Origin of the sequence: Nocardiopsis exhalans, from assembly GCF_024134545.1 — a bacterium.
Taxonomy (GTDB): Bacteria; Actinomycetota; Actinomycetes; order Streptosporangiales; family Streptosporangiaceae; genus Nocardiopsis; species Nocardiopsis exhalans.
In genome coordinates this window covers 4,169,867-4,193,259 of record NZ_CP099837.1, presented here as the reverse complement: position 1 = coordinate 4,193,259, position 23,393 = coordinate 4,169,867, and the positions used below count along the sequence as shown (strand labels likewise).

At 70.5% G+C, this 23,393-nt stretch carries 22 protein-coding genes; 9 read left to right on the top strand and 13 right to left on the bottom strand.

Translation table 11 applies throughout. The features are described 5' to 3' along the window. Positions 1-30 precede the first annotated feature (30 nt). The gene (locus NE857_RS18500) at positions 31-1,257 is read left to right on the top strand and encodes a low temperature requirement protein A (protein ID WP_254416917.1); all 1,227 of its coding nucleotides are present in this window, start codon (positions 31-33) and stop codon (positions 1,255-1,257) included. Between the two features lie 14 nt (positions 1,258-1,271). Here NE857_RS18500 and NE857_RS18495 read toward each other — a convergent pair whose 3' ends face one another. Beyond that, a complete protein-coding gene (locus tag NE857_RS18495) occupies positions 1,272-3,143 on the bottom strand; it encodes a CPBP family glutamic-type intramembrane protease (RefSeq protein ID WP_254416916.1) in 1,872 nt (623 codons plus the stop codon). 97 nt (positions 3,144-3,240) lie between these two features. Between NE857_RS18495 and NE857_RS18490 the strand changes: the two genes are divergently transcribed. Further along, positions 3,241-3,984, top strand: coding sequence for a TetR/AcrR family transcriptional regulator (locus NE857_RS18490; protein WP_254416915.1), 744 nt, complete (start codon positions 3,241-3,243; stop codon positions 3,982-3,984). A gap of 130 nt (positions 3,985-4,114) precedes the next feature. Here the strand turns inward: NE857_RS18490 and NE857_RS18485 are convergent, their stop codons facing one another. Then, the gene (locus tag NE857_RS18485) at positions 4,115-5,335 is read right to left on the bottom strand and encodes a cysteine desulfurase-like protein (RefSeq protein ID WP_254416914.1); all 1,221 of its coding nucleotides are present in this window, start codon (positions 5,333-5,335) and stop codon (positions 4,115-4,117) included. 166 nt (positions 5,336-5,501) lie between these two features. Here NE857_RS18485 and NE857_RS18480 point away from each other — a divergent pair, with 166 nt between their 5' ends. Continuing rightward, on the top strand, positions 5,502-6,065 hold the full coding sequence (locus tag NE857_RS18480; RefSeq protein WP_254416913.1) for a helix-turn-helix domain-containing protein: 564 nt from the start codon (positions 5,502-5,504) through the stop codon (positions 6,063-6,065). Beyond that, positions 6,062-7,405 (top strand): MFS transporter, encoded by a 1,344-nt coding sequence (locus tag NE857_RS18475; protein ID WP_254416912.1) that lies wholly within the window; start codon positions 6,062-6,064, stop codon positions 7,403-7,405. Before NE857_RS18480 ends, NE857_RS18475 begins: the two co-directional genes overlap by 4 nt. A gap of 28 nt (positions 7,406-7,433) precedes the next feature. Here NE857_RS18475 and NE857_RS18470 read toward each other — a convergent pair whose 3' ends face one another. Next, positions 7,434-8,531 carry a M20 family metallopeptidase gene (locus NE857_RS18470; protein WP_254416911.1) on the bottom strand — a complete coding sequence of 366 codons (1,098 nt, stop codon included), beginning with the start codon at positions 8,529-8,531 and terminating at the stop codon, positions 7,434-7,436. Positions 8,532-8,554: 23 nt separating this feature from the next. Then, complete coding sequence (locus NE857_RS18465; RefSeq protein WP_254416910.1) at positions 8,555-9,019, bottom strand: Lrp/AsnC family transcriptional regulator; 465 nt, start codon at positions 9,017-9,019, stop codon at positions 8,555-8,557. Positions 9,020-9,101: 82 nt separating this feature from the next. Here NE857_RS18465 and NE857_RS18460 point away from each other — a divergent pair, with 82 nt between their 5' ends. The 3 genes from NE857_RS18460 to NE857_RS18450 are packed head-to-tail and all read left to right on the top strand — an operon-like array spanning position 9,102 to position 12,329. Continuing rightward, the gene (locus NE857_RS18460; protein ID WP_254416909.1) at positions 9,102-10,097 is read left to right on the top strand and encodes a DMT family transporter; all 996 of its coding nucleotides are present in this window, start codon (positions 9,102-9,104) and stop codon (positions 10,095-10,097) included. After that, a complete protein-coding gene (locus NE857_RS18455) occupies positions 10,091-11,302 on the top strand; it encodes an aromatic amino acid transaminase (protein ID WP_254416908.1) in 1,212 nt (403 codons plus the stop codon). The genes NE857_RS18460 and NE857_RS18455 overlap by 7 nt, the downstream gene beginning before the upstream one ends. A gap of 25 nt (positions 11,303-11,327) precedes the next feature. Beyond that, positions 11,328-12,329 carry a TIGR00341 family protein gene (locus NE857_RS18450; RefSeq protein ID WP_254416907.1) on the top strand — a complete coding sequence of 334 codons (1,002 nt, stop codon included), beginning with the start codon at positions 11,328-11,330 and terminating at the stop codon, positions 12,327-12,329. Positions 12,330-12,348: 19 nt separating this feature from the next. Here NE857_RS18450 and NE857_RS18445 read toward each other — a convergent pair whose 3' ends face one another. The 7 genes from NE857_RS18445 to NE857_RS18415 form a co-directional block, all read right to left on the bottom strand. Further along, positions 12,349-12,636: a LapA family protein gene (locus tag NE857_RS18445; RefSeq protein WP_254416906.1), complete on the bottom strand. Its 288-nt coding sequence runs from the start codon at positions 12,634-12,636 to the stop codon at positions 12,349-12,351. A 372-nt stretch (positions 12,637-13,008) separates the two neighbouring features. Beyond that, positions 13,009-14,388: a glycosyltransferase gene (locus NE857_RS18440; RefSeq protein WP_254416905.1), complete on the bottom strand. Its 1,380-nt coding sequence runs from the start codon at positions 14,386-14,388 to the stop codon at positions 13,009-13,011. Further along, on the bottom strand, positions 14,388-14,546 hold the full coding sequence (locus NE857_RS18435; protein ID WP_017583647.1) for a hypothetical protein: 159 nt from the start codon (positions 14,544-14,546) through the stop codon (positions 14,388-14,390). Before NE857_RS18435 ends, NE857_RS18440 begins: the two co-directional genes overlap by 1 nt. A gap of 180 nt (positions 14,547-14,726) precedes the next feature. Then, positions 14,727-16,007 (bottom strand): AI-2E family transporter, encoded by a 1,281-nt coding sequence (locus tag NE857_RS18430; RefSeq protein ID WP_254416904.1) that lies wholly within the window; start codon positions 16,005-16,007, stop codon positions 14,727-14,729. Between the two features lie 33 nt (positions 16,008-16,040). After that, positions 16,041-16,535, bottom strand: coding sequence for a GMC oxidoreductase (locus tag NE857_RS18425; protein WP_254416903.1), 495 nt, complete (start codon positions 16,533-16,535; stop codon positions 16,041-16,043). Continuing rightward, positions 16,463-16,801, bottom strand: a complete 339-nt coding sequence (locus tag NE857_RS34555) for an NAD(P)-binding protein (RefSeq protein WP_344013653.1) — start codon at positions 16,799-16,801, stop codon at positions 16,463-16,465. The genes NE857_RS18425 and NE857_RS34555 overlap by 73 nt, the downstream gene beginning before the upstream one ends. 337 nt (positions 16,802-17,138) lie before the next feature. Beyond that, on the bottom strand, positions 17,139-18,059 hold the full coding sequence (locus NE857_RS18415; protein WP_254416902.1) for an MBL fold metallo-hydrolase: 921 nt from the start codon (positions 18,057-18,059) through the stop codon (positions 17,139-17,141). A 138-nt stretch (positions 18,060-18,197) separates the two neighbouring features. On the opposite strand from NE857_RS18415, the gene NE857_RS18410 reads away from it, so the two are divergent. Next, positions 18,198-18,860, top strand: a complete 663-nt coding sequence (locus NE857_RS18410) for a TetR/AcrR family transcriptional regulator (protein WP_254416901.1) — start codon at positions 18,198-18,200, stop codon at positions 18,858-18,860. A gap of 75 nt (positions 18,861-18,935) precedes the next feature. On the opposite strand, the gene NE857_RS18405 is transcribed toward NE857_RS18410, so the two are convergent. Together NE857_RS18405 and NE857_RS18400 are read right to left on the bottom strand one after the other, a co-directional pair. Continuing rightward, positions 18,936-19,763, bottom strand: coding sequence for an SAM-dependent methyltransferase (locus NE857_RS18405; RefSeq protein WP_254416900.1), 828 nt, complete (start codon positions 19,761-19,763; stop codon positions 18,936-18,938). A 220-nt stretch (positions 19,764-19,983) separates the two neighbouring features. Continuing rightward, positions 19,984-20,514, bottom strand: a complete 531-nt coding sequence (locus NE857_RS18400) for a Dyp-type peroxidase (RefSeq protein ID WP_254416899.1) — start codon at positions 20,512-20,514, stop codon at positions 19,984-19,986. A 557-nt stretch (positions 20,515-21,071) separates the two neighbouring features. On the opposite strand from NE857_RS18400, the gene NE857_RS18395 reads away from it, so the two are divergent. After that, positions 21,072-23,387: an FdhF/YdeP family oxidoreductase gene (locus NE857_RS18395; protein WP_254416898.1), complete on the top strand. Its 2,316-nt coding sequence runs from the start codon at positions 21,072-21,074 to the stop codon at positions 23,385-23,387. Positions 23,388-23,393: the final 6 nt, after the last annotated feature.

The following is a 23,393-nucleotide window of genomic DNA, read 5'->3' as shown; positions in this document are numbered from 1 at the left end:
GGGTAAACCCCCTGGCTGACAATGCCGTCCATGGGAATCTTGCGCGATGGACTGCGGCTCACGGGGCGAGACGCGTCGGTGACCCCGATGGAACTCTTCTTCGACCTCGTGTTCGTCTTCGCGCTGATCCAGGTCACCCAGTTCATGGCGGCCGACCTGAACTGGCACGGGGTGCTGCGGGGAATGCTCCTCGTTGCCCTGCTGTGGTGGAGCTGGGTCTGTTTCTCCTGGGTGGCGAACCTGGTCAAGGCCGACGAGGGCACTGGGCGGCTGGCCATGTTCGTGGCCATGGCCAGCATGTTCGTGTTCGCCCTGGCCATCCCGGAGGCGTTCGACGACGCGCCGGGCGGTCTCTCGGGGCCCGTTCTGGTGGTCGGCTGCTACTTCGTGTTCCGCATGGTGCACCTGGTGCTGTTCTGGGTCGTTTCCGCCGGCGACCCCGATCTACGGAACCAGCTTTGGCGGTTCCTCCCGTCGATGCTGCTCGCGACCTTCCTGCTGCTGCTCGCCACCCGGACCGAAGGCGCCGCGCAGACGGCCCTGTGGGCGGTGGCGCTCTCGGCCGACTACCTCGGGAACTACATCGCGGGCTCCCGGGGCTGGCGGATCATGTCGGTGGGGGCCTTCGCAGAGCGGCACGGGCTGATCCTCATCATCGCGCTGGGCGAGTCGCTGCTGTCGATCGGTTTCGGGGTGTCCGGGCTGGCGATGACGTGGCCGATCGTGGTGGCCGCGGCGCTCGGACTGGGGCTGGCCGGGATGCTGTGGCGGGCCTACTTCCAGGTGAGCGCGCCCAGGGCCGAGCACGCCGTGGCCGCGCTGCCGCCCGGACGCCGGGAGCGGGCGGCGCGTGACGCCTACAGCTATCTGCACCTGCCGCTGGTCGCCGGGATCCTGCTCGCCGCACTGGGGCTCAAGAAGACCCTGGCGTACGTGGGCGAACCCGGGTACCGCCTCGCGGATCCGCTGACCGGTATCCCCCTGGTGGTGCTGGTGGGCGGCGTCGTGCTCTACCTGCTGGGGCAGATCGTGTTCACGCTGCGCACCGTCGGGACGTTCAGCGTCAAGCGGGTGGCCGCCGTCGGGGTGCTGCTGGTGCTGCTGGCCCTGGGGCCGATGCTCCCGGCCCTGGTCACGCTCGCGCTGTTGACACTGGTCACGGCGGGCGTGGTGCAGTTGGAGGTGCGCCGTGCACGCCAGGAGGACGCCCGGGTGCACACCCAAGCCCACCCCCGGAGCGACGCGCACGGCGGGTGAGTCCGGGCCTCGGTTCAGGCCCGGCCCGCGCCGTCGGCGCTGCCGACCTCCGAGCCGTAGCGGCGGGCCAGGGCGTGGAAGCCCTCCTTGGGTTCCCAGTGGCCGTCGTCGGCGGACAGTCCTGACTCCAGGGTGGGCGGGCGCACGATCCCGAAGCCGGCCATGTCGAGGTCCCGGGTGGGGTCGGGGGAGTAGTGGCAGTCGCCCTCGACGAACATGCACAGGAACGCCCCGTGCACGTCCTCGGTCTCGTAGACGTCGATGGACCACTCGATCATGTCGGCCTGCACGCGCTCGTCGCGGACCAGGTCGCCGCGCACCCGGCGGTCGTCCAGGTCGCTCCAGTCCATCGGGTCGGCGCCCGAGCCGCCCTTGGCCTCGGCGCCCCGGTAGGAGCAGCAGCCGAACTCGGTGACCACCACCGGCTTGTTCCAGCGGGTCAGGGCGCGCAGCCCTTGGCGGTAGGAGCTCCGGGTGATGTCGTCGAAGTAGTAGTCCACCCCGACGATGTCGAAGGGGCTCCAGTCCACCTCCTCCCAGGTGCCCGCCCCGTAGCTGAGCGGGCCGGAGAAGCGTTCCCGGGCGGTGGCGGCCAGCCTGCGGAGCAACCTGTTGAGCCTGAGGTTGTGGTACACGGGGAACATCGCGAACACGTACAGGGCGCCCGCCCTACGGCCCATGTCGCGGCCGGGGAGGATGCCGCGGTTGAGGACGGTCAGCTCACAGCCCACGTTGAGCACGATTCGGCCCGGGTGGTCGGAAATCAGTCGTTCGGCCGCCTCGGCGGCGCCGCCCACGTGTTCGATGAGCTCGGGGTGCCGGGCGTCCACGGCACGCGGCTGCAACCACACGTCCAGGCCCTGCTCCAGGGCGAAGCGGGCGCCCTGCTCCAGACGGTTCAGGTCGTGGCCGAAGAGCGAGACGGTCGTGCAGTGCAGGTCCTCGCGGATGACCCGCATGTCCTCACGGACCGCCTCGGGGTTCCACCGCTCGCGTGAGTTCTGGCCGGGCATGTAGCTGGAGCCGACGTCGTACATGATCCCGCGCACGGACAACCGCTGACGGGGGAGCGCTTCCTGCTGCCGGTCCGGGGCCTGGACGAGTTCGGGGCGGGCGGCGAACAGGTAGCGGATCACCAGGTAGGTGGCCACACCGGTACCGATGTTCAGCACCAGTTCCCAGGCGGGGGAACCGAAGGTGAACTCGACGCGGTCCAGCATGACGGCGGTGGCGGCCAGGGCCAGGCGGGCGCCCGTACCCGCCCAGATCCCGCCGGTGGTCATCCGCAGCAGCCCGAAGAAGACCCCGGCCAGCACGAGGTTGAACAGTTCGCCGACCTCGCCCAGGACCAGGGACATCGACCCCGCGTACAGCACGGCCTGGGCCAGGACCACGGTCAGCTGGGACAGGCGGAACCCCAGCAGGTGCTGGACGTAGCCGCGGAAGACCAGTTCCTCGGCCAGGATCTGCGGGCTTAGCAGCAGGGCCAGCAGCAGGGCGGTCAGCACCGCCGTGCCCAGGAGGGACGGGGTGAAGGAGGCATCGAGGGCGGCGTCGCCGACGAGAAGGGCCGCGGCCACGATCAGGGCGGGCACGACCAGGCAGGTCAGGGTGGCGGCGACCAGCGGCGGCCAGGCCCTGCCGGGGGTGGCCAGTCCGATCACGGACAGCGTGGTTCCGGCCGAGCGGCACAGGAGCCAGACCAGCGGCAGGACCACCAGGAGGAGGGTGCCCGAGCGAACAGCCCGTCCCAGCGGGTGGTCGGTGTCGACGGGCAGGGCGTTGACCAGGGCGAGGGTGCCGGCCCCGGCCAGGGTGAAGGCGAGGACCAGTAACCCGATCCGGGCCGGGGCGCCGCGCCGTCGAAACGGTTCGGGCTGGGGCATGGGGGACTCCCTAAAAACTCCGTACACTGTTCGACTAAGGTAGAACGGTGTACGGAGTTTTGGCAAACCTCAAGGTCGGCGAGGGCGGGAGGCCGGGATGGGCGGCGTCACACGCAAGGGCATCGAGGCCACACTGGATCTGCTGTGGGGCGGGCTGGGGCAGCCCCGTCGCGGCCCCCGGCACCAGCTGACCGTGGCGGGGCTGGTCGAGGCGGCCATGGTCGTCGCCGAGGCGGAGGGCGTCGAGGCGCTGTCCATGCGCAAGGTCGCCGCACATCTGGGGGTCGGCGCCGCCACCCTGTACACCTACGTGCCCGACAAGGCCGCCCTGCTGGCCCTGATGATCGACGAGATGACCGGCCAGGTGCCCCTGCCGCACACCCGTCCCGGCACCTGGCGGGAGAAGGTCGAGGGCTGGGTCCGCGAGGATCTGGTCTCCCTCCGGGAGCACCCCTGGCTCGTTGAGGTCACCGCCGGCCCGTACGTCGGCCCCAACGGTTTCGCCTGGATGGACTCGGCCCTGCGCGTCTTCGAGGGCACCGGCCTGAGCAGGCAGGAGGCCTTCTCAGTCGTGATGGCCGTCGACGGCCTGGTCCAGGGGCACGTCGCCAAGGTGATCGCGGCCGACCGGGCCGAACGCTGGACCGACCCCGACGGCCGCTCGTTCGCCACCGTGCAGGAGAGCTACCTGGCCACCCGCCGGATCGAGCCGGGCCGCTTCCAGGCCATCGAGCACCTGGGGGTCCCGCCCGGCCCGGTCCAGGTCTTCGAGGAGGCCCTGGCCTGGCTCCTTGACGGGGTCGAGCAGAAGATCGCGCGCATCCAGGCCGACCGGGGCTGATCTCCACGATGGTCGAAGCGGTGGTGCAGCCGTACAACCCCGCGCAGATACGCGTGCTCAAGCGCCTGAACGAGCTCCGCACGGAGGAGGACCCCACCACGAACGACGACGCGCTCTGACAGCGGACGGGTCAGGCCCCGGGGCGGTCGCCCAGTGCGCTGGACAGCGCGGTGAGCAGTCGATCCACGTCCTCCTCGGACACGTAGGGCGCCATGCCCACGCGCAGTCCGGCGTCGTCGGCCGGCCCCAGCCGGGCGAAGGTCTCGTAAGCGTAGAAGCTCCCGGCGGGGGCGAGGACGTCGCGCTCGGCCAGGGCACGGGAGACGTCGAGGCTGCGCCGTCCGGGGAAGGTCATGAACAGGGTGGGGGTGCGCTCGACCGCCCGCGAGTGCAGGACCACGTCGCCGCCGAGTGTGGCCAGCCCCGCCTCCACCCGCTCACGTAGGGCCCGCTCGTGCGCGGCGATCATCCCGTGCGCGGCCACCAGCCGCGCACGCCGCGAGGGGCCGGCCGGGGCCAGGTCGGCGAGCACCTCCACGGCCTCGGTCGCCCCGGCCATGATCTCGTAGGGCAGGGTGCCGAACTCGAAGCGCTCGGGCACATCGTCGGTCGAGGGCAGTAGTTTGTCCGGCCTGATCGTCTCCAGCAGCGCGGGGGAGGCGGCCAGGACCGCGCAGTGCGGCCCGAGGAACTTGTAGGGCGAGCACACCAGGAAGTCCGCGCCCAGATCCCGCAGGTCCACGACCTCGTGCGCGGCGAAGTGCACGGCGTCGACGTACACGAGCGCTCCCACCGCGTGCGCGCGGTCGGCGATGGTCCGCACCGGGGGCTTGGTGCCGAGCAGGTTGGAGGCGGCGGTCACCGCCACCAGCCGGGTGCGTTCGTTGACCACCTCGGCCAGGTCGGACAGGTCCAGCTCGGACGTCTGCGGGTCCAGGTCGATCCACCGTACGGTCGCGCCCGCCCGCTCGGCCGCCTGGATCCAGGGTCGGACGTTGGAATCGTGGTCCAGCCGGGTGACGACCACCTGGTCGCCCGGCCCCCATCCCTTGGCCAGGTGCCGCGAGAAGTCGTAGGTCAACTGGGTGGCGCTGCGCCCGTAGACCATCCCTGAGGGGTCCGCGCCCAGCAGGTCGGCGTAGGCGCTCCGGAAGGCGTGGACGGTCTCTTCGGCGTTGGTCTGCGAGACCAGGGAGCCGCCACGGTTGGACAGGGGGCCGGTCAGGGCGCGGGCGATGGCCTCGCCCACCCGCGTGGGGGTCTGGGTGCCCCCGGGGCCGTCGAAGTAGGCGATGCCGGACTTGAGCGAGGGAAAGCCGGACCGGAACGAGTCGAGGTCGAAGGCGGGCATGGGACTCCTTCACTGCGCGGTTCTGGGCGAGGCGGGGCGGGCCCCGCACCCCACACTGGCACAGCGCCGACCCGGGCGGGCAGGGGGTTTGACGAATCGTCGGGATTAGCCGACCATACTGTCAAAGCCGACCATTCGACTTCCGCCGACCGACGGAGTGCCCCCTGTGACGGAAACACCCGACTACGAACTCGCCGATTCCCTGGAACTGTCCACGCCCGAGCAGTACCGGGCTCTGTTCGAGGACATGCGTACCGAGATCGTCATGCTGCTGCTGGAACGCGCCGCGACCACCTCGGAGCTGGCCGAGTCGCTCGGCCGCCCCAAGGGCACCGTGGGCCACCACCTGAAGGTGCTGGAGGAGGCCGGGCTGGTGCGCGTGGTGCGCACCCGCAAGGTGCGGGCCCTGGAAGCCAAGTACTACGGGCGTACCGCGCGCACGTTCTACTACCAGGCGATCAACGAGGCACGCGGGCTGAGCCAGCGCACCCTCGCCGACGTCTCCGCTGAGATCACCCAGCTGCCCGCCGAGCTCGCCGACCAGGTCAACGTGAACCTCCGTTACGCACGCATCTCCGCCGATCGGGTCGCGGAGTGGAACGAGCGCGTGGGCGACCTTCTGGTGGAGTTCGGCACCCAACCGCGTTCGGGCGAGACCACCTACGGCCTGGCGATCGCTCTCTACCCGACGGGCCGGAACTCGCTGCCCGAGTCCGAGGGGCGCGGATGAGCGACACCGCGACCACCGCCCGGCCGCGGCTGGGCCGCGACTACTGGAAACTTCTCTCCGCCACCGGGATGACCAACCTCGGAGACGGGCTCATGACCGTCGCCGTGGTGTGGCTGGCCTCCGCCCTGACCCGCGACCCCCTGCTCATCGCCCTGGTCGCCCTCACCACCCGGTTGCCCTGGCTGCTGTTCTCCCTGCCCGCCGGGGTGATCACCGATCGCTTCGACCGGCGTCTGCTGGTGGCCTGGATGGACGTGGGCCGGTTCGTCGTGGTCGCCGCCTTCGGGGTGCTCGTGCTGCTCGCCGAGGGCGGGCTGCCCACCCCCGAACAGCTGGCCTCCGGTGAGGGAGCCCCCGCCTCGGCCACACTGCTGCTCATCGGCCTGTACGTGATGTCCTTCCTGGTCGGCTGCGCCGAGGTGGTCCGCGACAACGCCGCCCAGACCCTGCTGCCCGCCGTGGTGGACCAGCGCCTGCTGGAGAAGGCCAACGGCCGGCTGTGGGGCGTGGAGGTGACCACCAACCAGTTCGTCGGGCCGCCGCTGGCCGGGGTGCTCATGGGCCTGGCTCTGACGGTCCCGTTCCTGTTCAACGCCGGTCTACTCGCGGTCAGCGCCGCACTGCTGTTCACCCTGGCCGGTACCTACCGCCCCCGTGGTGTCGATGCCAGCACGGGCCGGATCGCCTGGCGGGCCGAGATCGGCACCGGCTTCCGGTGGCTGTGGAGCCACCCGGTGCTGCGGGCCCTGGCGCTGCTGCTGGGCGCGCTCAACCTGGCCTCCGCCATGGTCTTCCCGCTGCTGGTGCTCTACACCCAGGACGTGCTCGGCCTGTTCGAGGGGTGGCAGTTCGGGCTGATCCTGACCGGCGCGGCCGCCGGTGCGCTGGCCGGATCGCTGTTGGCCGAGCGGATCATCGCTGTCTTGGGCGAGGGGCGCTGCCTGCTCGGCTCGATCGTGATCCTCGGGCTCGGCTTCGCCGTCATCGGCGCCCTGCCCGTCACCGCCGTCGTGTGGCTGTCCGGTGTGGTGAGCGGCGTGGCGATCGTGGTGTGGAACGTCATCACGGTCTCGTTGCGCCAGCGGATCATCCCCGACCACCTGCTGGGCCGGGTCAACTCGGTCTACCGGTTCTTCGGCTGGGGGACCCTGTCCGTGGGCACCCTCCTGGGCGGGCTGCTGGTCGCCGGACTCGAACCGGCCCTGGGGCGGGAATGGGCGCTGCGCCTGCCGTTCCTGCTGGCCGGGGCGGTGCACCTGCCCCTGCTGCTCTTCGCCTGGCGCCGGGTGAACGGCGCGAGGATGGCCCAGGCCCGGGCCGAGGCCCCTGAGCGGGTCTGAGCCCGAGCCCTCCTCCTGCTCAAGGTCCTCAGCCCCGGATCGCGTTCACCAAGCCGGCGGCCAGGTGCGCGCGCTCGGCCATCGAGTCCACCATCAGGTACTCGTGGTCGGCGTGCGCGCCGCCGCCGACCGCACCCAGGCCGTCCAGGGTCGGAACCCCCAGCGCAGCGGTGAAGTTGCCGTCGCTGCCGCCGCCGACCGCCACACCTTCGACGCCGGGCAGCAGCTTTCGGGCGTGAGCCAGCAGTTCCCCGGCCACCTCCGGGGGCATCGGCGGGCGGTTCACCGAACCACTCACTGTGATCCGGGCCCCGTCCAGGTGCGGGGTCAGGGCCGCGAAGGCCGCCTCGACCCGGGCGCGCTCCGTATCGCTGGCGACCCGCACGTCCACGGTGATAGACGCCTTCGCTGGGACCACGTTGTCCGTGGTCCCAGCGAAGGCCACCGTCGGTGTCACGGTGGTGCCGACCTCCGGGCGGTTCAGTGCCGCGATGTCCAGTACCTGGCGGGCGGCCTCCACCAGGGCGTTCACCCCCGCCTGGGGCTCCAGACCCGCGTGCGAGGCGCGGCCGTGCACTGTCACCTCGAAGGTTCCGCAGCCCTTGCGGGCGACCTTCAGGTGCCCGCCCTCGGCCGCGCCCTCGAAAACCAGGACCGCGCCGCAGGCCCGGGCCCGCTCCTCGATCAGCGCGCGCGAGTGGTGCGAGCCGACCTCCTCGTCGGCGGTCACCAGGAACTCCACCCCGGTCAGGTCGTCCAGGGCCGCCAGGCCGTGCACGGCCTGCACCAGCCCGCCGAGCATGTCGTACACCCCGGGGCCGGTGGCGCGCCCGTCCGCCACCCGGAAGGGGCGCCGCTCCAGGGTGCCGATCGGGAACACCGTGTCGTGGTGGCCCAGGACCAGCACCCGGGGCTCGCCCCCGCCCGACCAGCGCACGTGCGTTCCGGCCGGGCTCGCGACGAGTTCCGCCCGCCCGCCCAGCCGCTGTTCGAGCATGGCCGCCACCGCCTTGGCCGACCCCTCCAAAGCGGCCAGGTCACGTGAGGGCGACTCGGTCTCCACGAGCACCCGCAGGTCCTCCAGCATCGCGTCGACGCTCACGCCGACACCTTCGCGCTTGTCCATGCCGACAGGCTACGGGGCACTGTTCAGCGGATCGGAAGCGGAGAACTGGGTTTGGTGACGCTGATCGCGAAGGTGGTCTCGATCGAGGAGACCGCCGGGATCGCGCGGAGCTTGGTGCGCATCAGCTCCTCGTAGGCGGCGAACGAACCGGCGGCGACCTTCAGCAGGTAGTCGTGGTCGCCCGCGAGCAGGTAGGCCTCGGTGACCTCCGGGATCTCCCGGATCGCCTCCTCCACCCGCTCCACCACCCCGGTGCCGTGCGAGTCCAGGCGCAGCCGCACGAACGCGGTGATGTCGAGCCCGACCGCGGCCGGGTCCACCACGGCGGTGTACTTGTCCACCACACCGGACTGCTCCAGGCGCCGGACCCGGCGCAGACACGGGGACGGGGACAGCCCCACCCGGTCGGCAAGTTCCTGGTTGCTGATCCGACCGTCGCTCTGTAGCTCGTGCAGAATCCGCAGATCAATCTCATCCAACGCGTCCATATGGCAGATTCTGCCAATATCGCTGTTGCATAAGCAATAATTCGCAATCGTCAGCCTCGGTGTTTTCCGTACCGTCGCTCCTATGAGCAGACCAACCGGCGCGTCTTCCGGGATCGCCACCACCCCCTCGCTCGCCGTCGGGCTGGCCGCGATGGCGGCGACCGTGGTGCTGTGGGCCGGGTTCGCCCTGAGCATCCGCGGGATCGGTGCCTCCGACCTCACCGCGCTGGACACCGCCTTCCTCCGCTTCCTCACCCCGCTGATCGTCCTCGCCCCCTGGGTCCCCCGAGCCCTGCGCCGGGTGCGCCACGAACGCAAGGGCGTCCTGGCGGCGCTGTGCGTCGGCGCCGGGCTCCCGTACTTCCTCATCGCCGCCTGGGGCGGCTCCCTGACCAGCGCAGCGCTGGTGGGGATCGTGATCCCGGGGACGGTGCCGCTGTTCGTCACCGTGCTGGCCTTCGGGCTCTGGCGGACCCGGGCCCGCCCCGCCCAGCTGGGCGCGCTGGTGCTGATCGTCCTGGGCGTGGCGGTGACCGTGGTGGCCGCCACCTCCCCGGACCGGGTCGCCGGGGTCGCGGTCCTGCTCTGCGCGGGACTGGTGTGGTCGGTGTACACCCTGGCGCTGCGCGAGACCATGCTTGATCCGGTCAGTGCGGCGATCGTGCTCTGCGGCCCCTCCGCTCTGCTGTCCGGGGCGCCGATCCTGCTCGGCCTGGTCCCCTCGTCACTGGTCCGGGGCGCCGCCCTCGGCGACGTCCTGACCTTCGTGGCCGTGCAGGGCATCGGCGTGGGCGTGCTCGCCGCCCTCTGCTACGCCACCGCCATCCGCAGCCTCGGCGGTCCGGTCGCCGCCACCCTGGGAGCGCTGAGCCCGGTGCTGACCCTGCTCCTCGCCGTGCCGCTGTTCGGCGAGCCGATCACCGTCGCGACCACGGCCACCCTGCTGCTGGTGCTGACCGGCGTGGTCGCCTTCAACCTCCTGGCCGCCCGGCCCGCCCCACCGAGCTCGCCGTCTCCGCCCGATCCGTCCGTCACCCCGACCGCGGGCCGCCGCCCCGAACTGGAGCCCTCATGCTGATGCCGTCCATGCGCGCCCCGCGCACCGACCCCCTCTGGCAGCTCACCGCCGCCTGCGACGCGGACCGGCGCCCGCGGCGCCTGGACCTCATCGTCGGCGTCTACCGGGACGACACCGGCGCCTCCCCGGTCTTCGGCGCCGTCGCCGAGGCCGAACGCCGCCTCGCCGAACGCGCGCCCTCCAAGGAGTACCTGGGCCCGGCCGGCAACCGCCCCTTCAGCGCCGCGCTCACCGAACTGCTCTTCCCCGCCGAACAGGTCCGCGACCGCACGCTCGCGATCCAGTCGGTCGCCGGAACCGGGGCGCTGCGGCTGCTGGCCGAACTCCTCGCCGAGACCGGGCCCGACCGGACCGTGTACCTGGGCACCCCCGCCTACCTCAACCACCGCACGATCCTGCGCACCGCCGGGCTGCGCGTACACGAGTACCCCATGCTGCTGCCCGACGGCAGCCCCGACCCCGACGCCGCCCTCGCGGCGCTCTCCGGCGCCGCCCCCGGCGACGTGCTCCTGCTCCAGGGGTGCTGTCACAACCCCACCGGCACCGCGATGCCCGTACAGCGCTGGGAGGAGCTAGCCCACGCGATGGCCGCGCGCGGGGTGGTCCCCTTCATCGACCAGGCGTACTTCGGCCTGGGCGACGGGCTCGACGCCGACCTGGCGGGCATGCGCCGCATGCTCGAAATCCTGCCCGAAGCGGTCGTCGCGGTCAGCGCCTCCAAAGCCTGGGGCCTGTACAACGAACGCACCGGCTGCGCGATCGTCGTCTCCGACGACCCCGCCCGCCGGGCGCACGCCTACAGCGTCCTGGAGACCGTCGCCCGCGCCGGCTACTCCCAGCCGCCGGACCACGGCGCGCGCATCGTCCACGAGATCCTCGCCGGACCCGGCCTGCGCATGCGGTGGACCGCCGAACTCGACGCCATGCGCGCACGGCTGGGCGCCCTGCGCACCGCCCTGGCCGACGCCCTCGCTCACCGGACCGGTACCGCGGAATTCGAGCCGCTCCGCGACCAGCGCGGCCTGTTCCTGCGCCTGCCCCTGACCGAAACCCAGATGGGCCTGATGCGCGAGGTGCACGCCGTCCACGGCCTGCCCTCGGGCCGGATCAACCTCGCCGGAATCCCCGCCCACCGCGTCGACCACGTCGCCGACGCGATCAGCCGGGTTCACCCGGCTGTTCACGCCGTGTCGTACGCCCGCTGAAGGGGCACGCGGCGATACTCGACCCATGCTCAGCGGATTCCTCGAACGTGTCCTGCCCGCCTCCCAACGGCGTACGCCGGACGAGCTGGCCCAGGACCTCGACCTGTCGGTCGGCGACAGCCGGGCCAAGAGATCGGCGTTCTGGACGATGCTGACCCTGTCGTCGGTCATCGCGGCCGGCGGGGTGCTCACCGACTCCACCGCCACGGTGATCGGAGCCATGATCATCGCACCCCTGTCGACCCCGATCATGGGAATCGCCCTGGACATCGTCCGCCAGGACCGGACCGGCGCTGTCCGGACGGTCGTGCTCGGCTGTCTGCTGGTGGTCGGAGTCGGGTTGCTGTTCTCCCTGGTGGTGCCGGGCGGCTACGACCTGCTCCAGAACGCGCAGATCTCCGGGCGGACCTCACCCGGGCTCATGGCTCTGGTCGCCGCACTGGCGACCGGCGCGGCCGGGGCGGTGGGGCTGGCCCGCCGGGACGTCGCGGCGGTGCTTCCCGGCGTGGCCATCGCCATCTCGCTGGTTCCGCCCCTGGTGGTGGCGGGTGTGTGCCTGGGTAAGGCCGACCTGTGGCAGGCCGCGGGGGCGCTCGTGCTGTTCCTGTCCAACCTGCTCGCGCTGGTGTTCGCGGGGATGGTGGTGTTCGCGGCCTCCGGTTACGGCAAACCCCGGGAGCACCGGAACAGGAAGGCCGCGCGCAGGGCGTACCTCGCCCTGGGGTTGTTGTTCGCGGCCGTGTTCGTGCCCCTGGCGGCCAACACGGCCGCCACCGTGCTGATCACGGTGTGGACCAACCGGGTCGAGGACGCGGCCGACCGGTGGTTGTCCGAGCAGCCGGACTCCTCGGTGACGAGTGTGCAGCTGGTGTCGAGGACCATGCACGTCGAGGTCCTCGTCGATGAGTCGGCGCCCTCGACGGACGACCTCCTGGCGGATCTGCGGGGCCGGATCCCCGCCCAGTTCCACGTGGTGGTGGAGACGACAGCCGGTCAGCGCGTCGACGCAGGTCCGGTCGGAGGGTGAACCTCTCCGGCGAGGACCGTCACCTCTTCGGACCCTTGCGCTTGCGGCGTTCCGAAGGGCGCAGCAGCAGCCCGATGACCAGGCCGACACAGACCGACGCGGTCAGGGTGCCCCACAGCGGAGCCGTCAGGGAGATGAACAGCAGCTGGATCTCGGTCGCGTCCCGGTTCTGGGCCACGAAGACGACCGCGGCGACCAGCAGGGCCAACCCCACCCACACACGGGGTGGGACCGAGCCTACGGAGAACCCCTTCGCGGACCTACCGTCTCCGGCCGCGGTCTCCTCCTGCGGTGTGGGTGCCGCCATCGGATCGCCTCCTGCTCACAGAACCGTGGAACCAGTCGCCCGCAACGGCGGGCGCCGCTCCGGCTGCCCCGTAACGTTCCCTTGCTGGCATCAGACAGCATTCCCCGGGTCAGGCCCCGTAGAGGGCATGGTCTGCTCAAACCTTCACCCGGGTTCGACAGGTGCGCACCCGTGTCCGAGCCGCAGGGGAGTGCCGCTCCCAGACGTGGGAGGGCGTTGAGGAGATCCGCTGGTTCATGGCCGACGCGGAGTCCGTGACCCACCTGGACACCACTGCGGTGGACGCCCTCCGCGGCCCGCGGACTGATGAGGAAGAGAGGTCGAGGGCCCTGCCACTCCGTGTGACAAGGCCCTCGGCCTCTTCGGTGCCGGTTACGCGGAGACCTCGACCTTGTCGCGGGTTCCCCACTGTGCGATCCGACCGCAGGTGAGCATCGCGTACAGGTAGAGCGGTCTCAGCAGGACGAGCCGCCACACCGTCGCCACCGGCGCGAACAGGAACAGGACGAACCTCTGCGCGACCGTCTCGTCCGACCGCACGATGGTGAAGATGCGGAGCGAGATCAGGTAGCTCACAGCTGTTCCGATCACCAGGGCGGCCAGCGCGATGCCGCCTGCCTGTGCCCTCAACCCCGGGTGCAGGAGGATGACGAGCGGGATGGCGTATCCGAGGAACAGGTGCAGGTACTCCAGTACCGTCCCCCAGAACACGACACCGCGCACCGGCATGTACCGCAGCCACCACAGGTGTCGCACGGTCGTACCGCGCATCCAGCGCAGCTGCTGGCCGAAGTAGTGCCCCGCCCGCTCCGGAACCAGGGTGAAGACCAGTGACGACGGCTGGTGAACCGTGTCCCCCTCCAGGAGCGCGTAGAAGGTGAGCATGGAGTCGTCGTTCATCTGCATGGGACGGCCCATGAAGCTCTCGTTCTCGTACACCCCCGCGGTGTTCCGGATCAGGTGGGCCCGGTAGAAGGCCAGCGTTCCCGAGTTGATGGTGACCCTGCGCATGACCGACTGCGCGCTGCGCAGCCCCCGTGTGAACGGCAGGTAGAGCAGACCGGTCATCCGGGTCAGCAGGTTGGCGTCCCGGTTGAGCACGATGACGTGCCCGGCGACGGAACGCACCCGGGGATCGGCGAAGGGCGCCAAACCTTCCCGGACGGCGTGCCGGTCCATGACCGAGTCACTGTCGAGGGTGACGAAGATGTCCGCGTCGTCGTCGGCCAGGACGTGCATCTGCGCGAACCGCTTGCCCCGGTTGGACGTGCGGTCCCACGTGGCGCCGACCCCGGCCTCGGCGGCGCTGTCCAGGAACGCGTCGCGGATCTCGGCGTAGTCGACCACCGCCCCGGTATCCGGATCGTGGGAGCCGTCGTCGACGACCCTGATCCGGTCCACCTTCCGGCTCTGTTCGAGTACCGACCGCAGACACATCTCCAGGACCCGCGGGTCCTCGTTGTAGACGGGGATCTGCACGGTGACGACCAGCTGGTCGAGTTCCTCCTGCTGGGCGGTGGTGGCTCGGACAGGCCGTTCGAACCAGGCCAGGGGCACCCACCACAGGAGCGCGAAGCACGCCAACCAGACCATGCCCAGGTTGGCTTCGGCTCCCATCCCATGGCGGATCATGACGACGAGGTGAAGGGTCCCCCAGGACAGGAAGCCGCACAGGGCCAGGGCCCCGAGAGCGGCGACCGCCCCGGGGCGCGCACAGCGAGCTCGTGGAAGTTCGTTGAGTCGGTTGCTCACTACTGCGTCGGCCCCACCCCGGAACGGAAGGAGAACCGGATACAGGCCGCACCCGCCAGTGTGAGCAGCAGACCGATGGCGATGATCCACAGGTGTCCGGTGGCGAAGCCGGTGACGGCCAGGGTGGCGCCGGACCCGGTAGCTGACCCGTAGGGCATTTAATCACTCTCCGTTTCGTTTCGGCAGATACAATGACAGAGAGTGATGATGGTTGGTTCTCGGAACAGGAAAGGTCGGTGACGGTTACGGTCAAGAGGTGGTCAATGGCGCTGTACGAGACCGCCACGGATCCGGATCGTCCGGATTCCGGGTGGGGCGTGCGCCTGGAGGGCCCGGTCTCAACCGTCGACACGGGTGCCGCCCGAGCCCTCCTGGGCGCGTTCCCCCTCAGGGTTCTCCTGGCCGTCTTCGTTCGCGGCCCGTGACTTCGAGGACGGGCGGTTGCGCAGCAGCGCGGCCAGTACCGCCGCGACCGGGGTGGCCAGGAACAGGCCGGCGATGCCGCCGAGGATGCCGCCGACGGTGAGGGCGATCAGCACCACGGCCGAGGGCAGCTCCAGCGCCCGGCCGTAGATGCGAGGTGCGAACACGTTGCTCTCCAGCTGCTGTACGAGGATCACCGCGGCGAGCACGACCAGCGCGATGATCCAGTTCTCGGTCACCAGGGCGACCAGCACCGCGATGAGCCCGCTCAGGAAGGCCCCGATGATCGGCAGGAACGCGCCGATGAACGTGAGCACGATCAACGGGATCGCCAGGCTGGTGTCGATGAGGATGAGCAGCACGATGCCGATGCCCACCGCGTCGAACACACCCACCAGCGCCACGCCCCGGATGTAGTTGCCCATCACGTCGTAGGACACCTGAGTGGAGTGGCGCAGGGCCGGGCGGGACCGGGCCGGGAACAGACTGGCGACCCAGTCCATGAGCTTGTCACCCGAGTGTACGAAGTAGATGGTCAGGACGATGATCAGCACGATCCCGAGCACGACGCGGGTCACGGCGGTGGTCGCCGTCCACGCGCCGGTGAGGATCTGGTCGGTGTTATCGGTGATCATGGACTGCACCTGGGCCCAGGCGTTGTTGATCGCGTCGGTGAGCAGCGCCGGGTCCAGACCGAAGGGCAGGTCCATGGTCTGGAGCTGCGTCACCGCGCGGTTGACGCTGTCCACGAGGGCGTCGAAGCTCGCGACGGCGGGGGTCACGATCAGGGTGACTGCCCCGCTGTAGACGATCAGGGCGATCAGCAGGGTGAGCGCCGTCGACGAGCCCCGGCCGAACCCGCTCCGTTTGATCGGGTTCGGCCGGCGCAGCCAGTTGGCCAGGGGCATCAGCAGGGCGGTGAGGAACACCGCGATGATCATCGGGAGGGTGACCACCGACAGGTAGGTGAGCGCGTAGACCAGCAGGCCCGCCACCACACCGATGATCAGCAGGCGCCAGGCCGCGTCACTGATCACCCGCAGCAGGTCACCGGCGCGTGCGTCGTCCCCGGCCTCCTGTTCGGCCTCGGTCTCCTCCTGCTCGACCTCCTGCCGGGCCTCGCGCTCGGCTCGTGCCCTGCGGGCGGCGTTCCACTTGTTCACAAGGGAACCGACCCCTGGCCACTGGGATTGCACATGTACTCCGTTCTTCGGGCGCGTGAGCTTTCCTCACGCGCCACTGGTGTGGCCGCCGCTCGCCTTGACGAGGTCGGCCGCCTTCTCCGCTGCCATGATCGTGGGCGCGTTGGTGTTGCCCCGCGGCACGGTCGGGAACACCGAGGCGTCCACGACCCGCAGGCCCTCCACACCGAAAACGCGCAGTTCGGGGTCGACCACCGCGCCGATGGCACAGGTTGACGTTGGGTGGTACAGAGTCTGTCCGGATCGCCGTGCCCAAGCCAGGAGGTCAGCGTCCAAACCCCCGGTCGGCGTGTCGCTGAACGGCCCGGTGAGGAGGTCGGCCAGGGCCGGTTGGGCGGCGATCTCCAGGGCGATCCGGATCCCGGCGAGCAGGCTGTCCCGGTCCTGCCGGGTGGTCAGGTAGTTGTGCACGATCCGCGGCGCGGCGTCGGGCCTGGCCGAGCGCAGTGTCACCGCGCCTCGACTGGTCGGGGCCAGTACACACGGCCCGAAGGCGAAACCGTGCTCGGTCGCGGCGCCCAACCCCTCCTGGTGGAACAGGACGTTGGCGGCGTGGAACTGAATGTCGGGGGAGTCCAGCTCGTCCCGGCTGCGGGAAGAACCCGCCGATCTCGCCGGTGTTGGAGCTCAGCGGGCCTCGCCCCTCGTTCTGGAGCAGCGCCGCGTTCTCCGGGGCCGCCCGCCTCGATCAGCGCCACCCGGACGTCGGGGTCCTCCGACAGCCGCGCCGCGAGCACACAGCCCGCGGATCCTGCGCCGACGATGACGTGGTCGTAGGTACTGGTCATGTTCTGGGGGTTCCTTCCGCAGCGGGGGTAGCCGTCGGGGGTTCGACGGGGTCAGGACGTGGGTGAGGAACTCGATCTGGTCGGCTGGCAGCCGCAGCTGCCACGGTCCGTCGTAGACGTCGAAGCGGCCGAGCGGGTACTCACACAGATGTGCCCAGCGGCCCGCCTTCGAAGCAGCCCGGCGTATGGCTCCGGGCGGTGCTGCCGGGGCCGAGGAGAACTCCGCGCCGACCACCCGGTGGCGGTACCGGGTGTGCCGCTCCGCCCCGTGCTGGGCACCGTCTGGGCGGTCGGCCGGTTCTCGGACCGGCTCGGCCGGGGAGGCCCCCTGACCCGGCTACACGGTGCGGTAGCAGTCCGGCTGTACGGCTCGGTAGCGGCCCGGCTCCACCTCGGTGACGCGGCCCCGGACCAACAGTCGGTCCAGGTGCCGCTGGGCCGTGCGCCGCTCCACCGGCCGTACGTGTGCCCCCCTCACGTGCGGCCGGTAGACCAGCCGGTGCTCGACGATCTCCTCGACGGTCCGCGGCCCGTCCAGGAACTTCAGGAGGGTCTCCTCACGCCGCTGGATCACCCCGGCGTAGGCGTCGAGGCGGCTCCGGAACTCCTCTGCGCCCTCGATCACGCCCTTCTGGTGCGCGGTGCCGTACCAGCGCGCCTCGATCTCCCGCAGGCGGCCGATGGAGGCCTCGAACTCCGCCAGACTGCTGCCCACGTCCCCGTAGTAGGGGCCGAACGACGTCAGGTCGACATCGGCCACGAACAGGAAGCCGTCCGGCTCGACGAGGAAGCCGCAGTGCCCCGCGGTGTGACCGGGCAGGTGCACGACCGTGACCGTGCGCCCGCCCAGGTCGAACACCGCGCCGTCCTCGAACCCCCGCGCGTCCGGGCGTCCCCGCACGTGGAACTGCTCCCGCAGCATCGCCCCGGCCTCCTCGGCGTCCTCGGGGGAGAAACCGAAACCGGAGACCAGGGACTCGGGCGAGCGCAGCGCCTCGAGGTCGCCCTCGTGCACGTGCACCGGGACGTCGTAGCTGCCCAGCCCGGCGATGTGGTCCTCGTGGGCATGGCTGACCAGTACCAGGTCCGCGGGTGGCGCGCCCTCGACCAGCGACAGTGACGGGTCCACCACCAGCGTCGCCTCCGAGCCCTTGACGAGCAGGGAGTTCCCGTTCGGGTAGGCGCCCCGCTCGGCGCCATGGAGCACGGTCACCGCGTCGTAGTCCACCGCCGTGTATCCCGTGGGGTGTGTGCCCATGGTCCTCCTTCGGAGTCGGTCGAACGCGCTCCGCCGCAAGCGGCCGCGGGAGCGACGATAGGGGAGGCCCAGAATTTACACAACAGTCGTTATGGAAAATGTGGCAGACTGGGGACGTCGATCGAGGAGGGCCCGCGAGTGGACGGTGTGGACACGGAAGTGACGGCGAACCGGCGGGGGCGCCCGCCCGGCGACCACCCCGCCAGACGCGCGGAGCTGCTCAGAGCCGCCGTATCGGTGCTCGCCCGGGAGGGCTACGCCGGTACGTCCCTGCGCAGGGTGGCCCAACGGGCCGGGTGCACGACCGGCGCGGTGACCTACTACTTCGCCAGCAAGAAGGCGCTGCTCCTCGCACTCGCCGAGGACTGCTTCGACATCTATGACGCGATGCTCCGGGACCTGTCGGAGGGGGTAGACCTCAGGGAGCTCCTCGGAGAGTGGCTGGCCCGTACCACCGGCGACCCGGAGTTCTGGCCGGTGATGTCCCAACTGCTCGCCCAGGCACGGTTCGAACCGGACCTGGCCGAGGTCGTCGAGCGCCGGTACGCGCGTTTCCGTACCGCCTACACCGCGATCATCGCCGCCGAACAGCGGCGAGGCGCTGTCCGCGACGACATCCCAGCCGAGCTGCTCGCCGACCAGCTCACCTCCGTCGCCGACGGGTGGATGCTGATGTCCCCCTTCGAGCCCGAGAGGTTCACCCCGGACCGGGCCGAGGCCCTCGTCGACACGGCCGTCGCCCTGATCGCCCCGACCGGGCCCCCGGCCACCAGACCCGGGCCGATCGGTCAGTGGGACTGATCGACCGTCCCCGGAAACCCTGAGCTGCTCCGACTCCGTGCCTGCCTGCCCCGTGCTCGCCCGCCCCCGTACTCCTCACGGCTTGCGGGCCACCCCGCCGTACTGGTCCAGGCCCTTGCGGGCGCCCTCGATGTGCGGGCGCCACAGCGGGCAGGGGACCACACCGGGCTCCAACAGCTCCAGCCCCTCGAACCGGGCGGCGACCGCCTCGGGGCTGCGCAGGAGGTAGGGCACGTCGCCCTGCTTGTTGCCCACCTCGATGGCCTGGTTGTAGGCCTCGCTGGTGTTGGTGCCGTCGTAGCTCGCCAGATAGCTGCCGGATGGCAGGGCGGCCACGAGACGGCTCACGATCGGCTGCAGCTCGTCGTCGGGGATGTGGCCCAGGATCCCCATCAGCATCAGCGCGATCGGCTGATCGAAGTCCAGGGTTCGGGCGGCGTGCTCCAGGATCGCGTCGGGGTCGCGCAGGTCGGCGTCGACGTAGTCGGTGGCTCCCTCGGGGGTGCCGACCAGGAGCGCCCGGGCGTGCGTGAGGACCAGCGGGTCGTTGTCCACGTAGACCACGCGGGACTCGGGTGCGATCGACTGGGCGACCTCGTGGGTGTTGTTGGCGGTGGGCATGCCCGTGCCGATGTCGAGGAACTGCCGGATGCCGACCTCTCCGGTCAGGTGGGTCACCACGCGGACCAGGAACTCGCGGCTGGTGCGGGCCAGGTCCACGATCTCGGGGAAGAACTCGGCCACCTGGTCACCGGCGGCGCGGTCGATCGGGTAGTTGTCCTTGCCGCCCATCCAGTAGTTCCAGATCCGGGCCGAGTGGGTCCGGGTGGTGTCGATCTGCGGCTTGCCACCGGAGGGGGCGCCGGCGGAGGGAGCGGCGGACGGTGTCGCGTCGTCGGTCATGGGGGTGTGTCCACCTCGGGTGCGTCGGGGGTCGGCTCCGCGGCCGGGCGAACCGTCGCGCGCCGGAAAGCGGCGCACACCGGAAAGCCCTGCCACGACGGGGCTCATGATAGCCCGGACACCAGGGGGCGGCCGGTGACGATCCCGGCGAGCACGCCGATGGCCGCCGACGGCCCCAGCCGGACCGTCGCGTTGGCGGGCCCGTCCCGGACCACGCCCCTCACCCTCCGGTCGCCCCGGCCGAACCGGTGTTCTCGGTCGGGCGGACGTGCGGTGGGTCCTCCATGAAGTCTTCGGTGGGGACGTGGAAGAGCCCTCCGGTGACGGCCGTGGAGAAGTCCAGGATGCGGTCGTGGGCGCCTGGCGGGTCACCGAGGAACATGTTGCGCAGCATCCGCTCGGTCACGTCGGGGTGGGCCGCGTACCCGATGAAGGAGGTGCCGAACTCCCCGGCCCCGACCGTGCCGAAGGGCATGTTCTCCCGGACGATCCTGAGTTCGGTGCCGTCGACGAACCCCAGCAGGTCGCGTTTGTCGAAGTACCGGAATCCGTGCACCTCGTCGACGACGTCAGCGTGCCCCTCCAGGCGGTGCGCGATGTGCTGGGCCAGCTCGAAGCACAGGTCCATGTGCTCGGCCCGCAGATGGAACAACAGGTCGCCCGGGGTGGCCACCGCCGTGTGCCGCTCGCCCCTGAGCTCCTGGAAGGGGTGCGGTCCGGCGGGGCGGGGGCCGTCGTAGAGGCGTCCCACATCCGGGATCCGACGCCCGCCACACAGGTCAGGTCGTCGCCCGGGGCGCGGAACCGCACGGAGCGCCGCAACCCCGCGAGGTCGGACAGCAGGTCGAGGACGGCCTGCTCGGAACCCTCGCGCACCGTGGCGGTCAGGAGGATCGCGCTCGGGGCGGTTCGACCACGATCTGTCGCGGGACGGCCTCGGGGGTCATGAGCATCACTTCCGTCCGTTTTCCGGATCGTGTTCCCAACTCCTGTGCCCTGGTGAATCAGGGCGGTCAGATCGGCACTGCCGTTTTCCTTTTCCCGGGATTTTCGCCATCGTTTTGTCCCGGGTTTCCAGTACGGTTGTGTTGAGGTCCAAGCCACGGAGCAAGGGGGAGTGGTGCGTTGTCCCCGCCTTGGCTCATTCCTCTACTGGTCGGGCTGTGAGCAGGAAGTACGTGCGAACGCGAAACGCCGCTCCGGAAATGTGCGGGAATATTTCGGCAAAGCCCGGGTCGGGCACTCCGGGTTTTTCCGTGAGCCCCCTTGAATCGTCGGGGTGTGCGGTAAAAGAGCGAGGGGCGAGACATGTCGGATGACAGGAAGTGGTCGCAGCACGACTACCACCACCCCGCCGCCGGCTGGGGAGCGGCCGCGTCGGTGATGCGGGTGCTGGCCGGGGAGCGCGAGGCGATCGACGGCCCCCGCGCGATCATGAGGATGAACCACGAGAACGGCGGGTTCGACTGCCCCGGCTGCGCCTGGCCCGACGACCTCAAGGGCCTCAAGCTCGACATCTGCGAGAACGGCGTCAAGCACGTCACCTGGGAGATGACGCACAAGCGCGTCGACCGGGAGTTCTTCGCCCGGCACACCGTCACCGAGCTGCGGGACTGGAGCGAGTTCGAGCTGGAGGACCAGGGGCGACTGACCGAGCCCATGGTCTACGAGGCCGACACCGACCGGTACGCCCCCATCACCTGGCAGGCCGCGTTCGCTCTGGTCGGGCGGCACCTGCGTGAACTGGACTCACCGAACCAGGCCTCCTTCTACACCTCGGGCCGCCTGGGCAACGAGGCGACCTTCCTCTACCAGCTGATGGCCCGCGAGTACGGCACCAACAACCTGCCCGACTGCTCCAACATGTGCCACGAGGCCTCCGGCCGCGCCCTGAAGGCCTCCCTGGGGACCGGCAAGGGCACCGCCGACCTCAAGGACTGGGAGACCGCCGAAGCCCTCTTCATCATGGGGGTCAACGCCGCCTCCAACGCGCCCCGCATGCTCACCGCACTCACCGAGGCCCACAGGCGCGGCGCCCGGATCGTGCACGTCAACCCGCTGGTGGAGGCCGCGGCCCGCAGGGCGATCATCCCGCACGACTTCGTCGGTATGGCCCTGATGAAGTCCACCAAGACCAGCAACCTCAACCTCCAGATCCGCCCCGGCGGCGACATGGCGCTCATGCGGGCCATCGCCAAGGTGCTCCTGGCCAAGGCCGAACACGATCCGCACGCGGTGGACCGTGAGTTCATCGACCGCCACACCACCGGCTTCGAGGAGTACCGTGCCCTGTGCCAGGACACCCCCTGGGAGGTCCTGGAACGCCAGACCGGCCTGGAGCGGCCCCAGATCCTGGACGCCGCGGAGGTCTACGCCCAGTCCGACCGCACGCTGATCAGCTGGTGCCTGGGCGTCACCCAGCACGAACACGGGGTGGACACCGTCCGCGAGATCGTCAACGTCCTGCTGCTGCGCGGCAACCTCGGCCGTGAGGGCGCGGGCCCCTCCCCGGTACGCGGCCACAGCAACGTCCAGGGCAACCGCACCTGCGGCATCGACCACCGGCCCGAACCGGAGTTCCTGGACCGGCTGGGCGAGGCCTGCGGCATCGACCCGCCGCGCGAACAGGGGATGGACACCGTCGCGACCGTGCGCGCCATGCACGACGGCTCCGTGAAGGTGTTCGTCGGGATGGGCGGCAACTTCGTCATGGCCGCCCCGGACACCCCCTACACCGCAGAAGGTCTGCGCAAGTGCGACCTCACCGTACACGTGAGCACCAAGCTCAACCGCAGCCACCTCGAACACGGCAGGGACGCGCTCATCCTGCCCTGCCTGGGCCGCACCGAGAAGGACCACCAGCGCGCCGGGATCCAGTCCACCTCGGTCGAGGACTCCATGAGCATGGTGCACCTGTCCGTGGGCATGAAGAAGCCCGCCTCCCCGCACCTGCTCTCCGAACCAGCGATCATCGCGGGCATGGCCCGGGCCACCCTGCCCGAAAGCCACACCCCGTGGGAGCGCTACGTGGAGGACTACGACCGCATCCGCGACACCATGGCCAAGGCGCTCACCGGCTTCGAGGACTTCAACCGCCGGGTGCGCCTGCCCCTGGGATTCCGGCTGGTCCAACCCGCCCGCGAACTGGTCTTCCACACCCCCTCCGGGCGTGCGGAGTTCTCCCACGCCGAACTCCCCGACGTGGTGCCCGCCGCCGACGTGCTGGTCCTGCAGACCATGCGCTCCCACGACCAGTGGAACACCACGATCTACTCCGACGACGACCGCTACCGGGGCGTGAGGAACCTGCGCACCCTCATCCTCATGAACGCCGGGGACATGCGCGATCGCGGTATCGGCGAGGGCGACCTGGTGGACATCGAGTCCACCTCCAAGGACGGCTCCCGCCGCCACCTGCGCCGCTACCGCGCGCTCGCCTACGACATGCCGCGCGGCAGCGCCGCCGGGTACATGCCCGAGATGAACGTGCTCATCGGCGCCGCCGACTACAGCACCCAGAGTGACCAGCCGCTGATGAAGAACGTGATGGTGAGGGTGGCCCTGTCCACGGACCGCGCGACGGGGGAGAACCGCCGCAAGGCCGCCGAGCAGCCCCGATCCTGACGCCCC

What these genes read in the sequence shown, in the direction of transcription:
- NE857_RS18395 (WP_254416898.1), top strand. Translation starts at nt 21,072, where the DNA reads ATGTCGGATGACAGGAAGTGGTCGCAGCACGACTACCACCACCCCGCC.
- NE857_RS18500 (WP_254416917.1), top strand. Translation starts at nt 31, where the DNA reads ATGGGAATCTTGCGCGATGGACTGCGGCTCACGGGGCGAGACGCGTCG.
- NE857_RS18445 (WP_254416906.1), bottom strand. Translation starts at nt 12,636, where the DNA reads ATGGCGGCACCCACACCGCAGGAGGAGACCGCGGCCGGAGACGGTAGG.
- NE857_RS18435 (WP_017583647.1), bottom strand. Translation starts at nt 14,546, where the DNA reads ATGCCCTACGGGTCAGCTACCGGGTCCGGCGCCACCCTGGCCGTCACC.
- NE857_RS18405 (WP_254416900.1), bottom strand. Translation starts at nt 19,763, where the DNA reads ATGACCGACGACGCGACACCGTCCGCCGCTCCCTCCGCCGGCGCCCCC.
- NE857_RS18485 (WP_254416914.1), bottom strand. Translation starts at nt 5,335, where the DNA reads ATGCCCGCCTTCGACCTCGACTCGTTCCGGTCCGGCTTTCCCTCGCTC.
- NE857_RS18455 (WP_254416908.1), top strand. Translation starts at nt 10,091, where the DNA reads ATGCTGATGCCGTCCATGCGCGCCCCGCGCACCGACCCCCTCTGGCAG.
- NE857_RS18470 (WP_254416911.1), bottom strand. Translation starts at nt 8,531, where the DNA reads ATGGACAAGCGCGAAGGTGTCGGCGTGAGCGTCGACGCGATGCTGGAG.
- NE857_RS18465 (WP_254416910.1), bottom strand. Translation starts at nt 9,019, where the DNA reads ATGGACGCGTTGGATGAGATTGATCTGCGGATTCTGCACGAGCTACAG.
- NE857_RS18450 (WP_254416907.1), top strand. Translation starts at nt 11,328, where the DNA reads ATGCTCAGCGGATTCCTCGAACGTGTCCTGCCCGCCTCCCAACGGCGT.
- NE857_RS18495 (WP_254416916.1), bottom strand. Translation starts at nt 3,143, where the DNA reads ATGCCCCAGCCCGAACCGTTTCGACGGCGCGGCGCCCCGGCCCGGATC.
- NE857_RS18490 (WP_254416915.1), top strand. Translation starts at nt 3,241, where the DNA reads ATGGGCGGCGTCACACGCAAGGGCATCGAGGCCACACTGGATCTGCTG.
- NE857_RS18415 (WP_254416902.1), bottom strand. Translation starts at nt 18,059, where the DNA reads ATGGGCACACACCCCACGGGATACACGGCGGTGGACTACGACGCGGTG.
- NE857_RS18460 (WP_254416909.1), top strand. Translation starts at nt 9,102, where the DNA reads ATGAGCAGACCAACCGGCGCGTCTTCCGGGATCGCCACCACCCCCTCG.
- NE857_RS34555 (WP_344013653.1), bottom strand. Translation starts at nt 16,801, where the DNA reads ATGACCAGTACCTACGACCACGTCATCGTCGGCGCAGGATCCGCGGGC.
- NE857_RS18475 (WP_254416912.1), top strand. Translation starts at nt 6,062, where the DNA reads ATGAGCGACACCGCGACCACCGCCCGGCCGCGGCTGGGCCGCGACTAC.